Annotated in this window: 22 protein-coding genes; 13 read left to right on the top strand and 9 right to left on the bottom strand. The window is 46.4% G+C overall.

Annotation, left to right across the window (positions count from 1 at the left end):
• Positions 1 to 31 precede the first annotated feature (31 nt).
• Together Q8K48_05890 and Q8K48_05885 are read left to right on the top strand one after the other, a co-directional pair.
• Positions 32 to 304, top strand: a complete 273-nt coding sequence (locus Q8K48_05890; GenBank protein MDP1851932.1) for a hypothetical protein — start codon at positions 32 to 34, stop codon at positions 302 to 304.
• Positions 301 to 1,284 carry a Gfo/Idh/MocA family oxidoreductase gene (locus tag Q8K48_05885; GenBank protein ID MDP1851931.1) on the top strand — a complete coding sequence of 328 codons (984 nt, stop codon included), beginning with the start codon at positions 301 to 303 and terminating at the stop codon, positions 1,282 to 1,284. The genes Q8K48_05890 and Q8K48_05885 overlap by 4 nt, the downstream gene beginning before the upstream one ends.
• Here the strand turns inward: Q8K48_05885 and Q8K48_05880 are convergent.
• A complete protein-coding gene (locus Q8K48_05880) occupies positions 1,281 to 2,225 on the bottom strand; it encodes an ROK family glucokinase (GenBank protein MDP1851930.1) in 945 nt (314 codons plus the stop codon). The two genes, Q8K48_05885 and Q8K48_05880, sit on opposite strands and share 4 nt — an antisense overlap.
• A gap of 9 nt (positions 2,226 to 2,234) precedes the next feature.
• A complete protein-coding gene (locus Q8K48_05875; GenBank protein ID MDP1851929.1) occupies positions 2,235 to 2,672 on the bottom strand; it encodes an SRPBCC family protein in 438 nt (145 codons plus the stop codon).
• A 55-nt stretch (positions 2,673 to 2,727) separates the two neighbouring features.
• Between Q8K48_05875 and Q8K48_05870 the strand changes: the two genes are divergently transcribed.
• The 3 genes from Q8K48_05870 to Q8K48_05860 are packed head-to-tail and all read left to right on the top strand — an operon-like array spanning position 2,728 to position 5,622.
• On the top strand, positions 2,728 to 4,518 hold the full coding sequence (locus Q8K48_05870) for an AMP-dependent synthetase/ligase (protein MDP1851928.1): 1,791 nt from the start codon (positions 2,728 to 2,730) through the stop codon (positions 4,516 to 4,518).
• Positions 4,496 to 5,023, top strand: a complete 528-nt coding sequence (locus tag Q8K48_05865; GenBank protein ID MDP1851927.1) for a histidine kinase — start codon at positions 4,496 to 4,498, stop codon at positions 5,021 to 5,023. Before Q8K48_05870 ends, Q8K48_05865 begins: the two co-directional genes overlap by 23 nt.
• On the top strand, positions 5,008 to 5,622 hold the full coding sequence (locus Q8K48_05860) for a response regulator transcription factor (GenBank protein MDP1851926.1): 615 nt from the start codon (positions 5,008 to 5,010) through the stop codon (positions 5,620 to 5,622). Before Q8K48_05865 ends, Q8K48_05860 begins: the two co-directional genes overlap by 16 nt.
• Here Q8K48_05860 and Q8K48_05855 read toward each other — a convergent pair.
• Positions 5,608 to 6,744: a glycosyltransferase family 4 protein gene (locus Q8K48_05855; protein MDP1851925.1), complete on the bottom strand. Its 1,137-nt coding sequence runs from the start codon at positions 6,742 to 6,744 to the stop codon at positions 5,608 to 5,610. The two genes, Q8K48_05860 and Q8K48_05855, sit on opposite strands and share 15 nt — an antisense overlap.
• Positions 6,745 to 6,936: 192 nt before the next feature.
• Between Q8K48_05855 and Q8K48_05850 the strand changes: the two genes are divergently transcribed.
• The gene (locus Q8K48_05850; GenBank protein ID MDP1851924.1) at positions 6,937 to 7,428 is read left to right on the top strand and encodes a dihydrofolate reductase family protein; all 492 of its coding nucleotides are present in this window, start codon (positions 6,937 to 6,939) and stop codon (positions 7,426 to 7,428) included.
• Here the strand turns inward: Q8K48_05850 and Q8K48_05845 are convergent.
• Entirely contained in the window at positions 7,425 to 8,264 is an 840-nt protein-coding gene (locus Q8K48_05845; protein MDP1851923.1) for a DMT family transporter, read from the bottom strand. The genes Q8K48_05850 and Q8K48_05845 overlap by 4 nt on opposite strands.
• A gap of 60 nt (positions 8,265 to 8,324) precedes the next feature.
• Here Q8K48_05845 and Q8K48_05840 point away from each other — a divergent pair, with 60 nt between their 5' ends.
• The 5 genes from Q8K48_05840 (at position 8,325) to Q8K48_05820 (ending at position 14,439) form a co-directional block, all read left to right on the top strand.
• Positions 8,325 to 8,903, top strand: a complete 579-nt coding sequence (locus Q8K48_05840; protein ID MDP1851922.1) for a DUF3000 domain-containing protein — start codon at positions 8,325 to 8,327, stop codon at positions 8,901 to 8,903.
• 8 nt (positions 8,904 to 8,911) lie between these two features.
• On the top strand, positions 8,912 to 10,201 hold the full coding sequence (locus Q8K48_05835) for an HRDC domain-containing protein (GenBank protein ID MDP1851921.1): 1,290 nt from the start codon (positions 8,912 to 8,914) through the stop codon (positions 10,199 to 10,201).
• 52 nt (positions 10,202 to 10,253) lie between these two features.
• Positions 10,254 to 11,072 (top strand): iron uptake transporter permease EfeU, encoded by an 819-nt coding sequence (gene efeU / locus Q8K48_05830; GenBank protein MDP1851920.1) that lies wholly within the window; start codon positions 10,254 to 10,256, stop codon positions 11,070 to 11,072.
• 67 nt (positions 11,073 to 11,139) lie between these two features.
• Positions 11,140 to 12,330, top strand: coding sequence for a thiolase family protein (locus Q8K48_05825; GenBank protein ID MDP1851919.1), 1,191 nt, complete (start codon positions 11,140 to 11,142; stop codon positions 12,328 to 12,330).
• On the top strand, positions 12,331 to 14,439 hold the full coding sequence (locus Q8K48_05820; protein ID MDP1851918.1) for a 3-hydroxyacyl-CoA dehydrogenase NAD-binding domain-containing protein: 2,109 nt from the start codon (positions 12,331 to 12,333) through the stop codon (positions 14,437 to 14,439).
• Here the strand turns inward: Q8K48_05820 and dxs are convergent.
• Genes dxs through Q8K48_05805 form a run of 3 tightly spaced genes read right to left on the bottom strand, consistent with a single transcriptional unit; the run spans position 14,381 to position 20,217 of the window.
• Positions 14,381 to 16,300 (bottom strand): 1-deoxy-D-xylulose-5-phosphate synthase, encoded by a 1,920-nt coding sequence (gene dxs / locus Q8K48_05815; protein ID MDP1851917.1) that lies wholly within the window; start codon positions 16,298 to 16,300, stop codon positions 14,381 to 14,383. The two genes, Q8K48_05820 and dxs, sit on opposite strands and share 59 nt — an antisense overlap.
• A gap of 23 nt (positions 16,301 to 16,323) precedes the next feature.
• Positions 16,324 to 18,966, bottom strand: coding sequence for an aconitate hydratase AcnA (acnA, locus tag Q8K48_05810; protein ID MDP1851916.1), 2,643 nt, complete (start codon positions 18,964 to 18,966; stop codon positions 16,324 to 16,326).
• A gap of 45 nt (positions 18,967 to 19,011) precedes the next feature.
• Positions 19,012 to 20,217 carry a TRAM domain-containing protein gene (locus Q8K48_05805; protein MDP1851915.1) on the bottom strand — a complete coding sequence of 402 codons (1,206 nt, stop codon included), beginning with the start codon at positions 20,215 to 20,217 and terminating at the stop codon, positions 19,012 to 19,014.
• Positions 20,218 to 20,243: 26 nt separating this feature from the next.
• Between Q8K48_05805 and Q8K48_05800 the strand changes: the two genes are divergently transcribed.
• Positions 20,244 to 20,915: a TrkA family potassium uptake protein gene (locus tag Q8K48_05800; protein ID MDP1851914.1), complete on the top strand. Its 672-nt coding sequence runs from the start codon at positions 20,244 to 20,246 to the stop codon at positions 20,913 to 20,915.
• Entirely contained in the window at positions 20,912 to 21,568 is a 657-nt protein-coding gene (locus tag Q8K48_05795; protein ID MDP1851913.1) for an NAD-binding protein, read from the top strand. The genes Q8K48_05800 and Q8K48_05795 overlap by 4 nt, the downstream gene beginning before the upstream one ends.
• Here the strand turns inward: Q8K48_05795 and Q8K48_05790 are convergent.
• Positions 21,565 to 22,545, bottom strand: a complete 981-nt coding sequence (locus tag Q8K48_05790) for a sensor histidine kinase (GenBank protein ID MDP1851912.1) — start codon at positions 22,543 to 22,545, stop codon at positions 21,565 to 21,567. The genes Q8K48_05795 and Q8K48_05790 overlap by 4 nt on opposite strands.
• A 107-nt stretch (positions 22,546 to 22,652) precedes the next feature.
• Entirely contained in the window at positions 22,653 to 23,318 is a 666-nt protein-coding gene (locus tag Q8K48_05785) for a response regulator transcription factor (GenBank protein ID MDP1851911.1), read from the bottom strand.
• Positions 23,319 to 23,408 lie beyond the last annotated feature (90 nt).

The raw sequence follows: 23,408 nt of genomic DNA, 5'->3' as shown, positions 1-23,408 counted from the left end.
CCGCTATTGCCCCGTATGACACTATCTGAGGGTGAGCAATCCACCCATGAACCCCAAGGATGATGGTTTCGATGAGGAAGAGCTCATTCGAAGCGAGTTCGAGTCGATAGTCTCCGGCCTCTCCCTCGATGAATCTAGTACTTCTACATATCTAGATGAACTAGATCAAATAGATCGCAATGATCGATTCGTTGCACCGAATCCCCCGCCACAATCACCACGCACATTCTTTTTTTCAGCAAAGCGCGCAATTGAACGCTGGTTCATGCGTGGTTATCACGAAGATGATGGAGTAGCGCTATGAAAAACTTTAGATGGGGAATCTTAGGCACGGGAGGAATTGCACAAGCATTTGTAGAAGATCTATTACGGGCTGAAGGACATTGCGTTGTTTCCGTTGGCTCACGTTCAATTATTAAGGCGCAGAAATTTGCGAGCACAATCGCCAATGCAACAGCCTATGGATCGTACGAGGATTTAGTTGCCGATAAAAGCGTCGATGCAATTTATATTGCATCACCACATCCGATGCACGAGGAACATTCACTGCTGGCAATGAATGCAGGAAAACCCGTCTTATGTGAAAAACCCTTCGCTATGTCGGCGGCACAAGCACAATCAATGATTGATGCTTCACACATAAATGGCATTGCACTCCTTGAGGCAATGTGGACGCGATATTTACCTCACATTGCAATGGTGCGTCAAATTCTGAGCAGCAACGTTCTTGGTCAGATACAAACAGTAGAGGCCGATCATGGCCAACGATTAGCCGACCAAGGAATTGCGCGCTTAGTTGATCCGGATTTAGGAGGAGGAGCACTTTTAGATCTTGGAATCTATCCAATCTCATTTGCTCACTTAGTTTTAGGAGCCCCTGCACACATCACGGCTCGCGCAGTAATGACGAATCGCGGCGTAGATGCACAAACGAGTGCAATATTTGACTATAACAATGGCGCACAGGCGATTATTAATACAACTATGATCGCGCAAACTCCATGCCGCGCCGTTGTCAGTGGATTGTTAGGTCGACTTGAAATAGATCGCACATTTTATAATCCCTCAAGTATGCGGGTAGTGTTATTCGATGGCACAACTACTGAATATCCAAATTCCTATAGTGGACATGGACTTCGTGAGCAAGCAATTGAAATGGCCCGCGTTGTTCGTGCCGGTCTTCTTGAATCACCCTTGATGCCACATCATGAAACTATTTCAGTAATGAATTCGATGGATGAGATAAGAAGACAAATCAAACTTACGTACCCCTTTGAGAATTAAAGCCTAGCTAAGTCCGCAACGCCGACAAGGCCAGCTTTATTACCCAACTGCGCAGCAATAATCTGCGGATATGGATGCTTTCCTGCAAATGGCATTGTCCGTTCGAGGGCTTCACGAGTTGGCTTCAATAAAATCTCACCCGCCTCAATCACTCCTCCGCCAATAACAACGCACGCGGGATCCAAAACCATAGATAAAGAGGCGATTCCTGCACCTAGCCATTGGCCAGTTGTAGTAAAGGCTGCCAGTGCAACTGGGTCACCATCACGGGCTGCATCTGTAATTGCTGAACCAGTTAACCCTGCAACAGTTCCATCTCCACGCGATAATAAATTTCGCGCAATTTCAGGGCTTGCATTGATTGCTTCACGCGCATGACGTAAGAGCGCTTTACCGGATGCATACTGCTCGAAACACCCACGAGCTCCACACCCACAAAGATGACCATCCGGTACGACTCGGATATGTCCAAACTCAGCGGCAATTCCAAAAGCCCCGCGGTAGAGATCTCCGTTTACAACTATTCCTCCACCTATCCCAGTTCCAACGGTCAACATCATCATGTGGGCTTGATTTTGCCCTGCGCCAAACTTTGCCTCGCCCCAAGCGGCAGCATTTGCATCGTTTTCAATGATGACGGGAAGACCAATTAAAGTTGTTAGTTCGTCATCTAAATTGATGCCATTCCAGTCGGCGATGTTGGGTGTAGCAAGCATTGTCTTGCGATCGGATGAAACAAATCCGGCGGCAGAGACACCTATTGATGCGGCCTTATGGTGGACTAATAACTCCTTGGCGATATCTGCAATAGCTTGTGTAAGAACGCTCCCACCTTGTCGAGGTGTATCGGTTCTAGCCGTTGCCACTACAAAACCAGACTCGTCAACAACGCCTCCCAAAATTTTGGTGCCGCCAACATCGATACCAATTGTGAGGGCCATAAAAACTACTTACGCTTCAAGTGATGCTTTAAGTTGAGCCAACGCCTGGTCGATGGTTGTTTTTTCAGCTTTCTGACGCATCATCGCTGGAATTGGCATCGAGAGCGAGACTGTTAACTCGTAAGTAATCGACGTTGAATCCTCATCGAGAGATTTGATTGTGTAGGCACCATCCATACCAGTTAATAGATCGGCATCATCGAGAGTAAAACTCAACTTTCCCGGTGCGCCAGACCAGTCGTAATCCAAGATCACCCGATCTTTCATCATGCCTGCATCGATAACCATCTTTGCCTTGATGATGCGTCCCTGATCATCGCGGGCAATCGCCTCAACTGACTTAATTGAACTGGACCACTCTGGGTACTTTTCTAGGTCAAAAAGCGCTTGCGTTACCGCATCTAATGGGGCCGTTACTGTGATTGTCGAACTGCTGAAATCGCTCATGGGGGTAGATTACCCCCCTTCCCTAATTAATAATCCAGGCACTAGCGTTAGCGCCATGAATGAGATCACTAATCCAGCCCTTGTCCCCGCCCCTACCGCCGGAAATCTAACGAATTTGATTGCCGAGCGAGCATGGTTTGAGCCTGAGAGAATCATTATGTCGCGACCCCTCGGTGATGCATGGCAAAGTGTCACCGCCAAAGAGGCAGAGCAACAGATTCGAGAGGTTGCAAAAGGTCTTATCGCCGCTGGCGTGCAGATTGGCGATCGAGTTGCAATTATGTCGCGCACTCGTTACGAGTGGACGATTTTGGATTTTGCAATTTGGTTTGCAGGAGGAGTTGTTGTTCCGGTCTATGACACCTCGTCGGCAGAGCAGATTGACTGGATACTCAATGACTCATCTTCTGTTGCAATAATCGTTGAAACACCAACACTTCGTGATTTAGTTCAGACCGTCCTGCCGGCACATACTCAGCATATGTGGACGATGACCGATGATGTTTTAAGCGTTCTACAATCGGCAGGGGCTCACATTGGAGATGAAGAGATTGATCGTCGCCGGAATTCTCTTGTGCCCGACACTCTTGCAACACTCATTTATACATCAGGTACAACTGGTAAACCAAAAGGCGTTGGACTAACTCATGGAAATTTCTTGGCAGAGTGTGGAAATGTTGTGCAGGGTGCATCTGACTTATTTTTAAAACCAGGTGGATCAACACTTCTATTTTTACCTGTCGCACATGTATTTGGACGCATGGTAGAAATTGGCGCAATCGCGGCTGGCCTTCACTTAGCGCACTGCAGTGATCCAGTTGGGCGTCTACCGATGGATCTTGCATCTTTTAAACCAACATTTGTACTGGCCGTTCCTCGAATCTTTGAAAAGATTTATAACGGTGCAGAAGCGCGGGCAGAGGCTGCAGGTAAAGGCAAAATCTTTAGAAAATCCGCCGAGGTCGCAATTGCTTACTCGGAGAGCCTAGACAAGAAATCCGTTTCACCGCTATTGGCTATAAAACATAAACTCTTTGACAAACTTGTCTTTTCTAAGATTCGAGCCGGGATGGGCGGGAAAGTTGAAGCGGCAATCTCTGGAGGTGCTCCACTTGGAGTGCGATTAGGTCACTTCTATCGAGGTGCCGGCATAACAGTTCTTGAAGGTTATGGCTTGACTGAAACAACCGCTGGTGCCACGTTAAATTTAACTCATGCCCATAGAATCGGTTCAGTCGGCCGACCAGTACCTGGTACTTCAATAAAAATCGCAGAAGATGGCGAAGTTCTCATCCGTGGAGCCATTGTAATGCGCGGGTATTGGCAAAATGAGGCGGCAAATGAAGAGGTCTTCACCGAGGATCGCTGGTTTAAGTCCGGAGATTTAGGAAGATTAGATGAAGAAGGCTTTCTATACATCGTCGGCCGTAAGAAAGAGCTCATTGTTACAGCTGGAGGAAAAAACGTCGCCCCTGCCGTTTTGGAGGATCGTTTGCGCGCACACGCTCTTGTAAGTCAGTGCATGGTCGTGGGAGATAATCAACCATTTATCGCAGCCCTAATAACAATCGACCAAGATTTACTTAAATCGTGGGTCATTAATAATAAAAAAGAAGGCGCATCAATGGCAGATCTTGCCCATGACCCGGATCTTATTTCTGTAATACAAACTGCAGTCGATGAGGCGAACAAAGCGGTCAGTAAGGCTGAATCAATCCGCAAGTTTGTAATCTTGCCTACCGACTTCACGATCGCAGGTGGTCACTTAACTCCTAAACTTTCACTCAAGCGGCATGTAGTTGCTAAAGAGTTCGCCAAGGAGATTGAGCAACTCTTCACTAAGTAAAAATGTGAATCCAAATGAGCGAGTCAGACTCGCGCAAGATTTACATGATGGGATTGCACAGGACTTAGTTGGCTTGGGTTATCGCATCGACGCACTCGTAGCTGCAATTGGAACGCCGCATGAAATTCGAGCAGAACTCAGAACTATTCGCTTTGCCATGAGTGATTTAGTTGAAAAAGTACGTGGTGAGATTTTTGAACTTCGAGCTAATTCAACAAACTTAATATCTCGTTCGCCATTTGAGAGCACCTCTGAATATGAGTTGGAAAAGATTTTTGCAGAGCTCTTAAGAAATGTAGAAACCCACTCCAAAGCCACTGAATTAAAGATTACAATCCATGACAATGGCATTGGCGGTGCTTTTGAAAAGCTTGGACACCATGGATTAACGGGAGTGCGCGAACGTGTTCACAGTCTCAATGGAGGGCTCTCAATAGAATCAAATAGTGAGGGAACCAGGGTTTTAGTGAGGGTTCCTATGGCGCAACTATGCCCCGTGTCGTGATTATCGATGATCATGTGATTGTGCGCGAGGGACTTAAACGTGCATTAGAAAGCCATAATCACGAAGTGGTTGCTGAAGCTGCAACTTTGGCCGAAGCGCGAGCACAAATAGCCCATACAAACCCAGATGTAATAGTGGTTGACTTGAATCTTCCAGATGGAAGTGGTTTCGATTTAATCATGTGGGCTCGAGGCATCTCAAAGAGTTTGGGAATAGTTGTTCTCACACTCAACGACACGGATTCCCATGTGATTGCAGCAATGTCAGCTGGTGCAAGTGCTTATATTCTAAAGTCGGCTCCCCTCATGCAATTACTTGCCGCTATCGATCATTCCGTGAAATCACCTCAGAGTTTTACAGCACATGGATTATCGGTGGCACTTGCGAACAAAGAGCATAAATTTGGATTGACTTCGCGAGAGTTCGATGTATTGGCTTTACTACCAAGTGGAGCATCAACAAAAGAGATCGCCGCTAATCTCTTTTTAAGTTCGGCCACGATTAAAAGCCATTTAGCTTCGATTTTTAGAAAGTTAGAGGTAACGAATCGCACAGCCGCAGTCGGTAAAGCGCGTAAGCATAATTTAGTATCTGAGTAGTTTTGCGAATTCGTCGGCCCAAATTTGCCAACGCCAGTTCTCGACTACCCAACGTCGACCTTCTAAACCCATGGAGTGCGATTGGGTTGGATTATAAAGCATCTGGATTGCGGCACTAGCAATTGCAGCGCAATTTAAACCATCGACAACTACACCTGTTTGACCATCAATGACTGCATCTGGTGCCCCACCTGAAGCGCCAGCAATTACAGGCAAACCACAGGCACTCGCTTCAAGATAGACAATTCCTAGACCTTCAACTTCAAGTCCGGCAAATCTGGAACGTGAGGGCATCGCAAAAATTTCTCCACAACATATGTAGCTGGGCAATTGCCCAAATTGGATTCGCCCAATTAAAGTTACGCAATCCTCTAGATGGTGTTTTCTCACGAGTTTTGTAAGGTGGTCGCGGTATGGACCTTCACCAACGAGCAAAAGGTGAGCGTTAGGAACTTCTTTAACAATCGCAGCCATCGACTCGATGAGTTTGTCTTGACCTTTGCGATGGACTAAGCGACCAACGCAAACAATGATCCTCTTGTCGCTAAGTCCTAGTGAGGCCTTAAGTTGCGTTGAATCAACTGGCGAGAAATGCTCAGTATCAATTCCCGGTGCAATTTTCACCATTGTCGATGCAGCACGTGAAGTTAAGGAACGTGAAATCGCACGGCGAGTAAACTCGCCGAGGTAAGTCAGGATGTCCGTTGTCGAACCAATGCGACGCATAATTAAAGTAAATGGAAAAACCTTGGACCACCACACCTCATGACCATGGGTTAGCGCGATAACTCTTGTGGCACCAGCTCTTCGAAAAGCCGCCGACATCAATGCAAGTGGTGCAGCGGCACCAAAGGTAACAACCTCAGTTTCTAACTCCCTGATTACTCGAGAAATCGTATGGCTGACTCGAGGCGTTGGCAGAAGTATTTTTGCCGTGTCGCGTATGACTGTTACACCATAATCTGCCTGCCAAGAGGCGTCATACTCTCGCGTATCACCTTGCGAAGATGTGTACACCGTAATTAGAGAGTCTGTTGAGTGCTCGATTAAACCCATAATGAAGCTTTCGATTCCCCCTGCTCGGGGACCAAAATCATTAGTTACAAAAAGTATTTTCTTCACTATCTACGCACCTTGACTGATGGATTGCCACCTAAAGATCCACGTACAGCCACAATTGTCAGAGCCGAAAACGCAACAAAAACCTCCCTGGGTGCATACATACATCACAGGCTAACTCTCTTTACGTGTTGGGCTCAACTCATAGAGCGAGGGTGGCCGCAGAAATAGCTCCAATACTGGAATGCTATGGCCATGAGTATCTCAGCCTCACTTGTAGTAGGCGCAGATGGCTCGACCACAAAATCTGGCTCATCTCGCGGAGTCACCTCTAGGGCAGATCGTACGGTTTTTCTTGAACGCCGACGGAGCTTTGATGCCATTCTTATTGGTGGAAATACGGCACGGAGTGAACCTTACAGTTTTTCTCCAGTACCTCTCATTGTGATTTCGCGATCGAGTACAAATCCGCTTCCCGAAAATCCTAATGTACATCTATGGAACACAACTCCCGCTCAAGCCATAATCCGTGCGCGCATCGAATTTGGAAAGCGAATTCTAGTTGAGGCAGGTGTGGAGATAATAAAAGAACTTCTCGCCGATACATTGATTGATGAGTTTTTTCTAACTGTTACTCGCGAACAAGATGGAGAAAACTATATTGATTGGAGAGAAATCCTAAATAGTTTTGCACAGTGTGATAGAAGCGAGATAGATGAGACCCTCTTTTTTCATGCCTACAACTAAAACGCTGAAATCATTGCAACACCAGTAACTGCCAAAACTATCCCAATATATTGAATGCGATGTAGCCGCTCATGTAAGAATTTAAAGGCCAAAACTGCAGTAGCTATTGGATACATTGAACCCAAAACCATTGCCACCGATACAGAACCTCTATTACAGGCGATACCTAAGAGTAGATTGGCTAGAAAATCAGCTACCCCGATGAAAAATAAACTTGGATACTCACTTTTTGTGAATCCACCGAAACTTCGAGCATGAAGTGCGATCCCCATCGTCACAAAAAATGTGGCAGCGCGCATTGTTACCATTGTCATTAAAGCACTTGATTGGGATCCAATTGAAATGAAAGTCAACGAAGTTCCAAAACCAACTGCAGCGCCAACTGCAAGTAGAAGAGGGCGCAAAGGCAGGCCTTGTCTGAGCTCTGGACCGCTGGCACAAAAGGCACCTGACAACGCCAAAATAATTCCGAACGAAGTTATAAGCGATAGTGACTCACCGTTGATTAAGGCATAGCCCAGCGGAATCACCGCACTCAGAGCGCTAATAGGAGAAACAACTCCCATGCTTCCTGAAGCTAACCCCGCATATAAACAGATAAGACCGAAGTAGCCAAAAAAACCTGCACAGATACCAGGAAGCAGGTATCCATCTGTGCCAAAGGCTTTGGCGTTCCCATCACCTGAAATAAGAACAAGAAAAACTCCGAAAAAAAGACCTAGAACCTGTGAGGCACCTAGAACGGCGATCGGGGCATGTTTCTTACTTAAACGCCCACCCTCAAAATCTGCCGTGCCCCACAAAAAACTAGAAAGGAGCGCTAAAAACGGGGTCATAGAGGGAAGGGTACCGCCCCGCCTCCCGCGAATTTCACGCCTAATACATACTCTAGGTGAATGGATGCCAATGGCTTCGAGAGATTATTAGTACAACTCCGCACCTTTACTCCTCGTGTCGAAATACTCCTTGAGGAGGTTCCAGCACCGCAGAAACTTGCCACCTACGCCTTCGCATTTTCGGTGGATGTAAGCAATGGAAAGCTCGGCAGTGAAGAGGATGAACTTGCTTCTGGCCGCTTTGTTTTACTCCATGAACCAGGTGGACAAGAGAGTTGGGAAGGAGAATTTCGCTGCGTAACTTTCGTGCGCGCCGATGTCGATTCGGCAATGGCTCAAGATCCGCTTTTGCCTGAGTTTGGATGGGGCTGGTTTTTGTCAGCACTTGAATCGGCAGAGTGCACTATCGCTGCACCAAGTGGAACCGTCACACGAGTAACAAGTGCCTCTTTCGGAAAATTATCACCTCGCCATGATGAATCCGAGATTGAGATTCGGGCATCATGGACTCCAATAATTTCAGATCCATCAGAGATTTTGAAGCACATCTCCGGTTGGTGCACACTCATCGCAGAGGTCGCCGGACTAGAAGAGATTGCGCCGGGAGTTTCGACAATATCTCCTGCTCAAACTCGTTAGTTACGTACATGCCAGAACTCCAAGAAGCTGTCCCTTTGCTTGTGCCATCGCAAGGCACTCCGCCAGTAATCAACACACTGCCGCTACTGACAGAGGCAATCGCCCACCTCGCTGCCGGAACTGGAGCATTTGCAGTCGATGCTGAACGCGCTTCAGGTTTTAGATATAGCGCTAGAGCATATTTAATTCAAATTAAACGAAAAGGTGGTGGACTGCATTTAATTGATCCAATTCCCTTTGGTCCAGCCCATCCTTCATTTAATCAGCTCAACGAGCTTCTCAATAGTGACGAGGTGATTTTGCATGCAAGTACGCAAGATTTGCCGTGTCTTCGTGAACTTGGAATCAACCCAACCCAACTTTTTGATACAGAGTTAGCCGGGAGAATTGCTGGTCTTCCTCGCGTCGGACTTGGCCCACTGTTGGAATCATTATTGGGAGTTGTGCTTGCTAAAGAGCACAGTGCTGCAGATTGGTCTACTCGGCCTCTGCCACAAGAGTGGCTGACATATGCAGCGTTAGATGTTGAACTACTCGTTGAGCTTCGTGATGCGTTGTATAAGATTCTTCAAACGGCGGGAAAGTTAGAGTGGGCAATGCAAGAGTTTGCCTCGATTCTCAAAGCTCCACCACCACCGCCACGTGTAGATCCATGGCGACGTACTTCTGGAATGCATAAAATTAAGCGCCGCGATCACTTAGCGATCATCCGTGAACTGTGGATAGCGCGCGATGCAATCGCCTCAGACCACGATATTGCCAGCGGAAAACTTCTCAGTGATTCAGCGATTATTGAGCTCGCCTTGAGAGCACCAACAACAAAGAAAGAGTTAGAGAAGGCGCTGCGCCCACTCGGTCTTCGCGCACGGTGGTTAGAAAACTCTTCCTCATGGATCGAGGCCATATCTCGTGCAGTGGCCCTGCCGGAAGATACATGGCCTGCGATGCGAAGTAATGTCGATACTTTGCCGCCCATTAAACTGTGGCGAGATAGGTTTCCTGAAAAATTCGCACCGCTCTCGCATGCGCGTGCGCTCATTGAAGGGCTGGCCATAGATAACTCGATTCCCATTGAAAATCTAATCTCTCCTGAGATCGTGCGCAGAATCTGCTGGTCCCCTCCTGCTCAATCAACCACAATCCGGGATGAAGCAGCTGTTCGTATCGCCCTAGCCGAACTGGGAGCTCGTGCCTGGCAGATTGATGTAGTAGCCCCGCACTTGGCCAATGCCCTATTGGAGCATGAGCCACACGTAATAGTTGAGACAGTGAGTGATATCACGACTAAGAGTGATTGAATTACGCAACAAAAGAGTTGCGGAATTCCCTTCTGTGAATTAGATTCTTCTTATGCTTAATTCATTCATAATTGCGCTGCGAGAGGGCCTTGAGGCGGCATTAATCGTTGGAATACTGATTTCTTACACGATTAAGGTCGGTCAACGAACTCTCCTAAAATACATCTGGGGTGGCGTCGTCGTAGCTGTTCTCTCCAGCGCTGGCTTTGGAACAATTTTAAACTTCACCTCTGCCGAACTCTCTGATCGTGGTGAAGAGGCCTTTGCCGGCATCACATCGTTATTGGCCGTTGCAGTGGTCACGTGGATGGTCTTTTGGATGAAACGAACAGCGCGTTCTCTGCGCAGCGATTTAGCTAAAAAAGTAGACAAAGCCGTCTCTGTTGGCCCTATAGCACTGGCAACGGCGGCATTCCTTGCCGTAGTCCGCGAAGGTCTTGAGACCTCCCTGTTTGTCTATTCAAACTTTAAAAGCGTGGACAGTCCACTGAACTCGGCTATTGGATTAATTGCAGGTTTTCTCTTAGCGATTGCCTTGGGATATCTGCTCTATCGCAGCTCAATTCACTTAGATCTCTCGAAATTTTTCACGTACACAGGAGTCGCACTCGTCATCGTTGCAGCCGGTGTCCTCTCATATGGAATCCACGAGTTCCAAGAACTTGGATTCTTACCTGGCGCCGATGCATTTGCGTGGGATGTAACCTCCGTCATCGCCAAAGAATCACTTCTCGGTGGTCTTTTAGCAGGAATGGTCGGCTTTGATACCACGACCTCCTGGCTACAACTTGGAATCTATATTCTCTATCTCATCGCCGTTCTCACACCCTTTCTATCTAATGAGCGTAAAAAGGCGGTTGTAAAAGCATAATCAATCTGGCTCACAAATCCCTTACTGATGGGTAACATATGCCCTAACCATTAGTAAGGGATTTCTTATGTCACGTTCAGTTGTCTTAGTCGATGCCGTTCGCACCCCATTTGGAAAGGCCGGCAGTTTATATGCCGGTACACGCGCAGATGATCTTATGGTCCGCGCAATCCGTGGATTATTAGATCGCAATCCACTCGTCGATCGTGCATCGATTGATGATGTTGCAATCGCCGCTGCTACCCAAAGTGGTGATCAAGGAATGAACATTGGGCGAAGCGCAGCTTTATTATCGGGTCTACCAAATACCGTTCCGGGTTACTCCATCGATCGATGGTGTGCTGGCGCGCTTACTGCAGTGACAACAATTGCCGGTGCGATTGCAATGGGTGCAAATGAAATTGCAATTGCTGGTGGCGTTGAACATATGGGAAACCATCCAATAGGTGAAGGCCTAGATCCAAATCCACGCTTTTTAGCTGAACGAATCGTTGAGCAAGATGCCTTGGCGATGGGTGCAACTGCCGAACGATTACATGATCGCTTCCCTAGCATTACAAAACTTCGCGCAGATACATATGCACTTAACTCCCAAATTAAAACCGCTAAAGCATATGCGGCTGGTTTCATACAGCGCGATTTAATTCCTACTGCTGCGCGTAACGCCGAACTTGGATGGGCGATTGCAACGGTAGATGAACCTCCACGTCCAGCAACTACTATGGAAGCACTATCTGGATTGAAAACTCCATTTCGACCTGCCGGCAGAGTCACTGCCGGAAACTCATCGGGATTAAACGATGGTGCAACTGCCGCGTTACTTGCAAGTGAAGATAAAGCAGTTGAACTCGGTTTAACGATTAAAGCTCGATTAGTTACATTCGCTTTCGCTGGTGTCGAACCTGAAGTTATGGGTTATGGGCCAGTACCGTCAACTATTAAAGCTCTTAAGCAAGCTGGATTAAATATTGAAGATATTGGACTCATTGAGATTAACGAGGCTTTTGCCGTGCAAGTCTTAGCCTTTTTAGAATATTTTGGAATCGCAGATGATGATGTTCGAGTTAATCCATTTGGTGGTGCAATTGCAGTTGGCCATCCCCTTGCATCCTCAGGTGTGCGTTTGATGCTCAATTTAGCTCGAAGTTTCGAAGACCATCCAGAGATCCGATATGGAATAACCACAATGTGCATCGGTCTCGGAATGGGTGGCACTGTTATTTGGGAAAACCCTCACTTCAAAGGAGATGTCAAGTAAATGACTACCGAATTAAAAATGCCAGAGGGTGCACCGGAAGAAGTAGTTACACATGCCCTTGTACGTGATGTTGATCTAACTGCATTCGGTGGTGATGGGATGATGGCTCTTATTACCCTTGATAATGGGCAAGACCATAACCGTCCAAATACTTTTGGACCTGCCTCTTTAGTATCACTGAAGGAAGCAATTGCCGATGCAATTTCACGTACACCCGCAGCGATAGCGATTACAGGAAAACCATTTATATTCGCCGCTGGCGCTGACTTATCGGCGCTATCTTTTATTGAAAACCGAGATCAGTCTCTTGCCATAGGCAAATTAGGCCACGATGTTTTTCGAACCCTCGATGAGTGTGCAATCCCTACCTTTGCATTTATTAATGGTTTGGCCTTAGGCGGGGGTCTAGAAGTTGGACTTCACTGCAATTACCGCACGCTTGCAAGTACCGCATTCACGGCCCTTCCTGAAGTTTTTCTTGGTCTAGTTCCTGGATGGGGCGGTGCAACAATTTTGCCAAAACTCATCGGGCCAGAACGCGCCGTACAAGTAATTATTCTTAACTCACTTAACAACAACACCATGATGAAAGCCAAAGATGCCTTAAAACTAGGTGTTGTAGATGCAGTTTTTGAACCAGCTGATTTTATTGAACGCTCTATTGAATTTGCCGTCTCAATCCTAAACAGACAAACTATTATTGAACGCAAGGATTACAGTAATGATCCTGCATGGGAATCCGCACTTGAAAGCGGACGAATTGCAGCCCTCAAGAAGTACGGAGGCGCTGAAATAGCCGCTCCAATGAAAGCGCTCGAACTTATCGCTGCTGCAAGAGGTAATACTCGTGGCGAAGGATTTGACGCAGAAGACCAAGCTCTCGCTGATTTGACGATGAGCGATCCGCTTCGTGCATCTCTGTATGCCTTTAACCTCATTCAAAAAAAGCGTAAGAAAGTTGAGGGCGCACCTAAGCCTGTATTGGCCCGTAAAATTAATAAAGTCGGTGTTGTTGGTGCCGGGCTTATGGCTTCACAGTTAGCGCTTTTACTTCTTCGCAATCTAAAGTGCCCCCTTGTTATGAGCGATATAGATCAAGCGCGCGCTGACAAAGGTGTCGCTTGGGTCCACAACGAGTTAGCTAAAGCGGTGGAAAAGAAGCGAATGAGCCCAGAGTCGGCTGCTCGCCTTGTTCCCTTAATTACTGGCTCTGCCGATCAAAATATATTTGCTGGGTGCGACTTTGTTATCGAGGCGATTTTTGAAGAGCTTGAACTTAAACAGGAACTCTTTAAAAAGTTGGAGCAGATTGTCTCGCCCGAATGCGTTTTGGCAACTAACACATCATCGCTCTCGGTTGAAAAGATGGGCCTAGGTCTGAAAAATCCCGAACGTGTAGTTGGTTTCCATTTCTTCAATCCAGTCGCCGTGATGCCTTTACTAGAAATTGCTCGCACTAGCAGTACCGATGATGCAACAACTGCCACGGCAGTTGCCGTTGGTAAAGAGCTCAAAAAGACAATGATCATCTGTAAAGATGCCCCAGGATTTGTCGTCAACCGGTTATTAACTCGCTTTATGGGCGAAATTACCGATGCCGTTGATGAGGGAACACCTCCAGAAATTGCCGATAGTGCAATGAGTTCTACAGGTTTTCCAATGTCACCTTTCCAACTCTTAGATCTTGTTGGCCCTGGCGTGGCATTACATGTCTCCAAAACTTTGCATGAAAATTTAGGCGATCGCTATCGAATTTCTCCCACTATGCAGGCGATGGTCGATCAAGGGGTACGAAACTTCTATATCAAGAGCGAAGACGGTTCAACCTCCACGAATCCGATTGCGCTTGCTTTAATACCGAAGGGTGAATCACCATCTACGGCAGAAGCGGTTCGCATGCGGGCATTAACCGCCCTTGCAGTTGAAGCTCGAATGATGCTCGATGAAGGTGTTGTCGCAACAGCTGCTGAAATCGATTTATGCATGCTCATGGGCGCTGGTTGGCCAATGCATTTAGGTGGAATTTTGCCGTACTTAGATCGCGAAGGTATTAGTGATTCTGTGTGCGGTTCGCGTTTTCATCCACGCGGGGTTGCATCTCTTCCTTAAAACTGCTGCTCCACTCAACAACACTTCGTGAAATGTTTTGAGCGGTAATTCCAATATCGCCTAAAATTTCGCTGCGCTTTGAATGCTCCAAGAACTCAAGTGGAACTCCAATTGAGTGAAGTGGAACGTGGACTCCAGCATCGCGTAAAAGTTCAGATATAGAACTTGCTATTCCGCCATGTCGGATTCCATCTTCAAGCACAACAACGCTTGTGTACCGTTGAGCCATCGCAACCAAAGATTGCGGTAATGGTTTAACCCATCGGGGATCAATAACGGTTACGCCAACGCCCTCCCGATATGCCTGGGAGGCGGCCTCCACCGCTAATCCTGCCATCGCTCCAACGCTAATCATGAGGACATCGGCGCTCTCACCACGATATAAAACATCTATGCCATCTCGTCGCTCAAAGGCTGGAATATCAATCTGAACCGCGCCTTTGGGAAAGCGCAGCATGGATGGGGCATCACTGATATCTATCGCCTCGCGAAGTAGTTCACGTAGCCGTGCTCCATCTCGCGGAGCGGCAACGTGCAAAGTTGGCACGATTCCCGTCAACGCCAAATCCCAGATTCCATGGTGTGAAGGCCCATCATCGCCAGTTATGCCGGCGCGATCTAAGACAAAAGTTACTCCTGCCTTGTGGAGTGCTACATCGAGTAGTAACTGATCAAAGGCTCGATTGAGAAAAGTTGAATACACGGCAATAACAGGATGAATTCCCGTAAAGGCCATTCCCGCGGCGCTAGTGACAGCATGCTGTTCGGCAATTCCAACATCAACGGTGCGCTCTGGGAACAACTGGGAAAATTGATCAAGACCTGTTGGTCCCAGCATCGCAGCTGTAATCGCCACAATATCTTTTCGCTCTTTGCCTATCTCAACTATCTCGGAGGCAAAAATATTTGTCCACGTCAGAGCGCCCTTAGAAAGTGGCTCCCCCGTTTCAGGATCCACAATTCCTACCGCGTGGAACTTTTCAGCCTCGTCGGCAACTGCCGGCTTATGGCCTCTTCCTTTTTCGGTAATTGCATGAACTAAAATCGGCGCACCATACTCCTTGGCTTGAAGCAATGCGCGCTCCATTGCAAGGATGTCATGGCCATCAATTGGGCCCATATATTTAATACCTAAATCTTCAAACATGCCTTGAGGTGCAATAATATCTTTAATTCCCTTTTTCATACCGTGCAATGTGTCATAAATTGGACCACCCACTACGGGTGTCTTATGAAGAACGTCCTTGCCCCAATCCAAAAACTTTTCATATCCACTGGTAACGCGAAGTGTCGACAGATACGTTGCGACACCTCCAATAGTTGGTGAGTATGAACGTTCATTATCATTGATAACGATAATTAGATTTCGCTTTTTTGCCGTTGCAATGTTATTAAGAGCCTCCCACGACATTCCGCCAGTGAGTGCTCCATCGCCTACAACTACTACAACATGACGATCTTCAACGCCTTGTACTGAAAAACCACGAGAGATTCCATCGCCCCAAGAAAGCGCGGTCGAGGCATGTGAGTTCTCAATAACATCATGAACGCTCTCACCGCGATTTGGATAGCCAGAAATGCCACCCCGTTGGCGTAGCTGACCAAAGCTATCTGCTCGGCCCGTTAGAATTTTATGAATATAGGATTGATGGCCGGTATCAAAGAGAATTACATCTTTAGGAGATTCAAATGCTCGATGGATAGCGATCGTCAGCTCGACTACACCCAAATTGGGTCCTAGGTGACCACCGGTCTTAGAGACTTTCTCAATCAGGAAGCTACGAATTTCATCGCTGAGCTGCTTTAACTGTTCGGAATTGAGCCCCGCTAAATCTGCAGGAGATTTAATCGCTTCTAACATGGAGATATTTTAGATGCTTAGTCTCATAAGAGCGAACGCAGGACATACTGCATAATGCCGCCGTGACGATAGTAATCGGCCTCTCCCGGTGTATCTATACGTACTTTCGCACTAAAGCTCTTATCTCCCGCCGTGACGATGAGTTCTTTTGGTACCCCACCTGTATTTAGCGCAGTGATTCCAGTGATCGAAAATACTTCAGTGCCATCTATTCCTAAACTCTCGGCGCTCTCGCCATCCTTAAACTGCAAAGGTAGAACTCCCATACCAATTAGATTAGAGCGGTGAATACGCTCGAAACTTTCGGCAATTACAGCCCGCACTCCTAGAAGTGCAGTTCCTTTTGCTGCCCAGTCACGTGAAGAACCCGATCCATACTCTTTACCTGCCAGAATCACCAACGAAACACCGGCGCTTTGATATGCCACAGATGCATCAAAAATTGTTGCTTGATCACCATTGCTCAAGAAGTTGCGAGTAAAGCCACCTTCAACCCCATCAAGTAATAGATTCTTCAAACGAATATTTGCAAAAGTTCCTCGTATCATTACTTCGTGATTTCCTCGACGCGAACCATACGAGTTGAAATCGCTACGTTGGATTCCGTGATCGGCTAAATAAACCCCTGCTGGTGAATCAACCTTAATGTTTCCGGCAGGTGAGATGTGATCTGTAGTCACTGAATCTCCTAACATAACCAAAACACGTGATCCCGAAATATCAGTAACTGGCGTAGGAGTTTTCGACATTGCTTCAAAGTACGGAGGTTTGCGAACATAAGTGGAGTTGGCATCCCATTCAAATGTTTTACCGCTAGGAGTAGAAAGTGATTTCCATCGGTGGTCTCCATCAAATACTGATGCATAATCTTTAGTAAACATCGCCGATGAAATCGAACTCTCTATCACCGATTGAATCTCTTGAGGTGTTGGCCAAATATCTCTAAGGTAGACGGGATTTCCATCGAGATCATTGCCAAGCGAGTCTCTTTCAAAATCATGGTCCATCGTTCCAGCGATTGCATAGGCAACAACTAACGGTGGAGAGGCTAGGTAATTCATCTTTACATCAGGGCTGATCCGACCTTCAAAATTGCGATTTCCTGAGAGAACGGCAACAACGGCTAGGTCGTTTTCATGTATGGCGCTGCTAATTGCCACAGGAAGTGGACCTGAATTTCCTATGCACGTTACACACCCATAACCAACTAAGTAGAAACCTAACGCCTCCATGTATTTCGTTAAATCAGCGCGGTCGTAATAGTCAGTGACTACTTTAGAACCAGGAGCAAGTGTTGTTTTAACCCAAGGCTTGGATTTCAAGCCTTTTTCCACCGCTTTCTTTGCAAGCAAGGCCGCGCCAATCATTACTGATGGATTCGAAGTATTTGTACATGAAGTAATGGATGCAATAACTACATCACCATTTTTTACACGTGTGTTACCTGCAGCAACTTCTCCTTGCGCGCTTTCTTTCGAGAAGTATGTTGGAAGAATTTTTACAAATGCCTCCTTTGAATCACGCAGCGAAATACGATCCTGAGGGCGTTTAGGCCCGGAAATTGATGGCACTACCGTTGATAAATCCAGCTCAACAACTTGCGAATAACGGGGCGCGATTAAAGGATCGTGCCACAATCCTTGAACTTTGGCATAACTTTCAACTAATGCAACCTGTTCATCGCTTCGGCCAGTCAATCTTAAATATCGCAACGTTTCATCATCGATAGGAAAAATCGCGCAAGTTGATCCATATTCAGGACTCATATTTCCTATCGTTGTACGATTAGCCATTGGTACAGAGACAACACCGGGACCAAAAAACTCTACGAACTTTCCAACAACTCCGGTTTTGCGCAAAATTTCTGTAATGGTCAATGCCATATCAGTTGCCGTCGTACCGAGAGATAGCTCACCGGTGAGCTTGAAACCAACTACTCGTGGAATTAACATTGAAACGGGTTGGCCAAGTAGAGCGGCCTCTGCTTCAATTCCTCCGACTCCCCATCCTAAAACTCCAAGTCCATTAACCATGGTTGTATGAGAATCTGTACCAACTACGGTATCTGGGTATGCCCGAACTACTCCGTTAACTTCTCGAATCATTACCACTCGAGCTAAGTACTCAATATTAACTTGATGAACTATTCCCGTTCCAGGAGGCACAACTTTGAACTCATCGAATGCGCTTTGACCCCATCGCAAAAAGCGATATCGCTCTTGATTGCGTTCATACTCAATGTCAGTGTTGCGCTCAAAGGAGTCTTTCGAGCCAAATACATCGGCAATAACCGAGTGGTCAATTACGAGCTCAGCAGGTGCCAAGGGATTTACTTTTGAGGCATCTCCCCCTAATTCAACGATCGCCTCTCGCATTGTCGCAAGATCTACAACGCAAGGCACGCCTGTGAAATCCTGCATAATCACACGCGCTGGCGTGAATTGAATCTCTGTATCTGGCTCAATCGCTGGATCCCAGTTAGCTAGCGCTTTGATGTGAGTTTCAGTGATATTAGCGCCATCTTCGGTGCGCAGAAGGTTTTCTAGAAGAATTTTAAGTGAGTATGGAAGGTTTGAAGCCCCTTCAATAGCAGAGATATCAAATATCTCGAAACTCTTGCCCGCAACCTCTAATTTCTTCTTTGCGTTAAAAGAGTTTCTACTCATATTCTCACCTTTCGCTAAAATATAGCTAATTAAAGGCAATAATACTCAAACTGGTCGGTACAGCGCAACACACTCAACATGATGCGTCATTGGATAGAGATCAAAAGCCCTCAATGTGCTTAGTGAATAGCCACGTGCTTCCAAGTAAGCAGAATCGCGTGCAAGTGAGGCTGGATCGCACGAAACATAAACGATAGCTCTAGGCCGCAATCGCGACATTTCTGCAACCACAATCTTACCGGCACCTTCACGTGGTGGATCCAGGACAATCACATCGGCATGTGACACACGAGGCAAAAGTTTCGCTACATCACCTAAGAGTATTTTTACATTCTGGTTTCCTGCAAAATTTCGCATAGCATCGGCCGTTGCGCTTTTACTTCCCTCAAGTAAATCGATGCTTCCGCTGGATCCAACGCGCTCTACAATTGAAGATGTAAAGAGACCAACGCCACCATAAAGGTCTAGGACATGATCGCCTTCAACTAATTGCGCAAATTCAAGAACTACATCGGTCAGAAGCGTAGGGGCGTTAATGTGGCTTTGCCAAAAAGAATTCTGACTCACCTCTAATGTTTTACCCATGACTTCTTCATGCACGATCTGACTACCTTCAGTCAATCTTGCCTTCCCTTCACCGTTTTTTAGTGATAGCGCAATCGTGCGTTCTTGATTTGATGATGCACTGACCTCAACCCGAACGTCGGGCTTCCATCTACGCGCGGCAAGCTCATGAATATTCATACTTTTAACGGCAATGAGGCAGTCATCTACTGGAATAACGGTGTGGCTTCTGGCGGCAAAAAATCCGAGCTTACCCTCTTGATTCGTAGTCGCAATTAAACGTGTGCGCCAGTGCAATGGCTCTGCGACTTCTTCAACGTTGACAGCTACATCCATTGAGGCGATACGTGAAAACTGTTCAGTTATTACATCGGCCTTGAGTTGTCGTTGACGGGTCAGGCTTATGTGTTGAAAATCGCAACCACCACAGCCATTGCGATGAGCAAAGGAGCACGGGGCTATAACCCGGTCAGAAGAAGCCTCTAAAACCTCTATAACATCGCCTCGATTAAATGATGTACCTGCAGACGTTATGGTTATCCGCACTCTCTCACCTGGAATTGCATGGCGAACAAAAATTACTACCCCACCATGCCTTGCGATGAAATGACCACCATGGGCCACCTTTTCTATCAGAACCTCAAGGACATCTCCTGCAGCCAAGCGAGTTGCATTAGTTGATGACATGGAAGTAAGCCTATGGGTGTAAGTTAATGTATATGCACGTTGTCATCATGGGTTGCGGCCGAGTCGGTTCTTCTCTTGCTATTGAACTCGAGGCAGCTGGCCATACCGTGGCCATCATCGATCAATTGCGTGAGGCATTTAGACGACTTGGTCCAGATTTTAAAGGGACTACTGTCACTGGAATCGGATTCGACCGAGATGTATTGCGAGAAGCGGGAATTGAAAAGGCTGAAGCATTTGCAGCCGTTAGCAATGGTGATAACTCCAATATTTTGGCCGCACGAGTAGCCCGCGAAAATTTTGGTGTAAAAAATGTAGTTGCCAGAATTTACGACCCAGGACGTGCAGAGATTTATCAGCGCGTTGGTATTCCCACCGTTGCAACTGTTTTGTGGGCAACCGATCAAATTCTTCGCCGCTTGCTTCCTGATGGTTCGCGTTCAGAGTGGCGTGATGCAAGTGGGAAGATTCAGCTGTGTGAAATGCATCTTCACGACGATTGGTATGGACGACAAATTCTCCTCATTGACAAACTCACCTCCGCAAGAGTCGCATTTATTACACGAGAAGTTGGAATGATCCCCGATGAACATACAGTTTTGCAGCAAGGCGACTTAGTTCATGTCATGGTTGCCGAAGAGGATACGGCTCGAGTTGAAGCTATTCTCGCTAACTCGCCAGAAAGAAAACACGAATGAGAATTGCTATAGCCGGTGCAGGAAATGTAGGTCGCGCAATTGCCCGTGAATTATTAGATAATGGACATCAAGTCCTTCTCATTGACAAAGACCCAAAAGCGCTCAAACTCGAGAGTGTTCCAGATGCCGAATGGTTGATGGCAGATGCATGCGAGATAACCTCACTCGACAAGGCGCATTTGAATAACTGCCATGTTTTGGTGGCGGCAACTGGTGATGACAAAGCAAATCTAGTTACCTCCATGTTAGGCAAGACTGAATATGGCGTTCCGCGGGTAGTCGCGCGGATCAATCATCCAAAAAATGAGTGGCTCTTTGATGCATCATGGGGCGTAGATGTCGCAGTATCAACTCCGCGAATTATTGCAGCCCTGGTTGAAGAGGCAGTGAGCGTTGGTGATGTTGTTCGATTATTCTCGATTAAAAGCGGCCAAGCAAATCTTGTAGAGCTCACTCTGCCCGATGGTTCGGCCTGTATCGGTAAAACAGTTGAAGAGATTCAACTACCAGATGATACGGTCCTTGCCGCGATTGTTCGCGATGGTCGCGTTATCACACCTAAGGTTCATGATGTATTTGCAGCTGGAGATGAACTTCTCTTTCTCGCCACCGCTGAAGCTGAAATAAAAATTAAAGCCTGTTTTATAGCTTAGCGATATGGAACTTCAAGAGTAATTTTAGTTCCCCTATTTGGCTGGCTTTCAATCGTCACAGTCCCCTTTAACAATTTCGTCCTTTCATCAATTCCGCGCAACCCTAGCCCTGTCTCGGCAGGTGGTCCTATTGGTGATAATCCACAACCATTGTCTCCTATTGAAACTGTGAAACTTCTATCATTGAAAAGTAACAGGAGTTCTGCGTAAGTTGCGCCAGAGTGGCGCTCAACATTATGCAGCGCCTCTTGAACAATCCTAAAAATAAGCAGTTCATCTCTAGGTGGCAATCTATGTGGTCCGCCAATAATATTCATAGCTATCTGAATCTCTGATCTATCTTGAAGGTCGCCGGCCAGCCAATCAATTGCATCTATTAGACCGAGATCATCTAGAAGTGATGGCCTTAAATCTTTGCAATAGCGCCGAACATTTACAATTATATCTTCAAGGGTTTTGTGAATCCTTGACAAGCGGGGCTTTTGACTTTCCAAATTTTCTGACTTACTCACGGCAGCAATTTCAACTAATGCGTCAAGTAAAGATTGAAGGGTTTCATCATGAAGTTCACGCGATAGACGCAGTCGTTCCTCTTCTTGTGCTTCAGTAGCGAGCTCGATATAGATTTCAAGATTTTCTTTAGCTTTCAAGAGACGAAGGTTGGACTCGCTCGCCGCTAACGCTGCCTCATTTTCACTGTCGACACGATTTGCAACAATTATTGCAATAACACTAATGATTGCAAATTGTGTCATAGTTCCTATTCTGGCAATGAGGCTATGACCAACTATCTCTGGAATTGAAAGCACAAAGGCCCAAAGCGCAGTAGGGATTGCACCTTTTCGACCAAAGTTTAATGCAGCATAAACAACTGGAATCAAGAAAATCGAAATTGACAGCAAATAGAGTTCTGACTTGTCACTGAGTAGTAGTTTATCATCAAAATATACATGGGTAACCTCAATCGTAAGTACCATGAATTGAATTGTCCAAAATCGGAGATCTCGAAATGGAGGCACAGTATTGCGCAACCAGGTGTTGGCTCTCTGACCAAAGGGTTCTCTTGTAGTTTTAGCCACTTGCATCATTGTTCAAGTTCAATCCACTTATTTCTGACCGCTTTGGTCACCGCCTCAGTTCTCGATGACACATTCAGCGCTTCAAATATATTGTGCAAGTGTGCTTCAACTGTTCTCACACTCAGAAATAACTCTCGCGCAATTGACTTATTTGAGGATCCTTTTGCTACTAATTTCAATACATGAATTTCGCGCTCGCTCAAACCATGGATTTCGGTACCACCTCGAGATATTCTTGAAAGAACCTTTCGCGCAATAGTTGACGAGAGAGCTGACCCACCACTTGCTACTTTGATGATTGATTCACTCAATTCTTGAGCCTCCACTGATTTCAGTAAGTATCCACTAGCTCCAGCTTCAAGTGAGGCGTTTATGTACTGATCATCATCGTAAACCGAGAGGATAATTACTTCAATCTCTGGAAATTCAGATGTAATTTTTTTAGTCGTCTCAATGCCATTCACTCCCGGCATAGAAATATCCATGAGAATAACGTTTGGGCGGTGTTTTTTTGCCAATTCGTACGCCTCAATGCCATTCGAACCCTCACCAATTACCTCGATTTGACTGACTATTGCCGAAAGGCGGTCAATGATGCCAGCTCGGAATATGGAGTGATCATCAACTACAAGAACGCGAATTGTCTTATCGCTCGAGGTGATTTCATTCATAATCTGAAGAGTATATGTCTTATTGGCTCACCTACATTGAAGTCCATCGAGATGGTTACCTACCGACCTCTAAGTATTTTCACCTACGAA

This window comes from Candidatus Planktophila sp. (assembly GCA_030681675.1).
In the GTDB taxonomy this organism is placed as follows: Bacteria; Actinomycetota; Actinomycetes; order Nanopelagicales; family Nanopelagicaceae; genus Planktophila.
The sequence above is the reverse complement of the archived record's forward strand: the minus strand, read 5'-3'. Positions and strand labels throughout refer to the sequence as shown.

What these genes read in the sequence shown, in the direction of transcription:
- Q8K48_05880 (MDP1851930.1), bottom strand. Translation starts at nt 2,225, where the DNA reads ATGGCCCTCACAATTGGTATCGATGTTGGCGGCACCAAAATTTTGGGA.
- Q8K48_05795 (MDP1851913.1), top strand. Translation starts at nt 20,912, where the DNA reads ATGAGAATTGCTATAGCCGGTGCAGGAAATGTAGGTCGCGCAATTGCC.
- Q8K48_05790 (MDP1851912.1), bottom strand. Translation starts at nt 22,545, where the DNA reads ATGGTACTTACGATTGAGGTTACCCATGTATATTTTGATGATAAACTA.
- Q8K48_05800 (MDP1851914.1), top strand. Translation starts at nt 20,244, where the DNA reads ATGTATATGCACGTTGTCATCATGGGTTGCGGCCGAGTCGGTTCTTCT.
- Q8K48_05820 (MDP1851918.1), top strand. Translation starts at nt 12,331, where the DNA reads ATGACTACCGAATTAAAAATGCCAGAGGGTGCACCGGAAGAAGTAGTT.
- acnA (MDP1851916.1), bottom strand. Translation starts at nt 18,966, where the DNA reads ATGAGTAGAAACTCTTTTAACGCAAAGAAGAAATTAGAGGTTGCGGGC.
- Q8K48_05825 (MDP1851919.1), top strand. Translation starts at nt 11,140, where the DNA reads ATGTCACGTTCAGTTGTCTTAGTCGATGCCGTTCGCACCCCATTTGGA.
- Q8K48_05835 (MDP1851921.1), top strand. Translation starts at nt 8,912, where the DNA reads ATGCCAGAACTCCAAGAAGCTGTCCCTTTGCTTGTGCCATCGCAAGGC.
- dxs (MDP1851917.1), bottom strand. Translation starts at nt 16,300, where the DNA reads ATGTTAGAAGCGATTAAATCTCCTGCAGATTTAGCGGGGCTCAATTCC.
- Q8K48_05805 (MDP1851915.1), bottom strand. Translation starts at nt 20,217, where the DNA reads ATGTCATCAACTAATGCAACTCGCTTGGCTGCAGGAGATGTCCTTGAG.
- Q8K48_05860 (MDP1851926.1), top strand. Translation starts at nt 5,008, where the DNA reads ATGCCCCGTGTCGTGATTATCGATGATCATGTGATTGTGCGCGAGGGA.
- Q8K48_05885 (MDP1851931.1), top strand. Translation starts at nt 301, where the DNA reads ATGAAAAACTTTAGATGGGGAATCTTAGGCACGGGAGGAATTGCACAA.
- Q8K48_05875 (MDP1851929.1), bottom strand. Translation starts at nt 2,672, where the DNA reads ATGAGCGATTTCAGCAGTTCGACAATCACAGTAACGGCCCCATTAGAT.
- Q8K48_05840 (MDP1851922.1), top strand. Translation starts at nt 8,325, where the DNA reads ATGGATGCCAATGGCTTCGAGAGATTATTAGTACAACTCCGCACCTTT.
- efeU (MDP1851920.1), top strand. Translation starts at nt 10,254, where the DNA reads ATGCTTAATTCATTCATAATTGCGCTGCGAGAGGGCCTTGAGGCGGCA.
- Q8K48_05850 (MDP1851924.1), top strand. Translation starts at nt 6,937, where the DNA reads ATGAGTATCTCAGCCTCACTTGTAGTAGGCGCAGATGGCTCGACCACA.
- Q8K48_05870 (MDP1851928.1), top strand. Translation starts at nt 2,728, where the DNA reads ATGAATGAGATCACTAATCCAGCCCTTGTCCCCGCCCCTACCGCCGGA.
- Q8K48_05785 (MDP1851911.1), bottom strand. Translation starts at nt 23,318, where the DNA reads ATGAATGAAATCACCTCGAGCGATAAGACAATTCGCGTTCTTGTAGTT.
- Q8K48_05845 (MDP1851923.1), bottom strand. Translation starts at nt 8,264, where the DNA reads ATGACCCCGTTTTTAGCGCTCCTTTCTAGTTTTTTGTGGGGCACGGCA.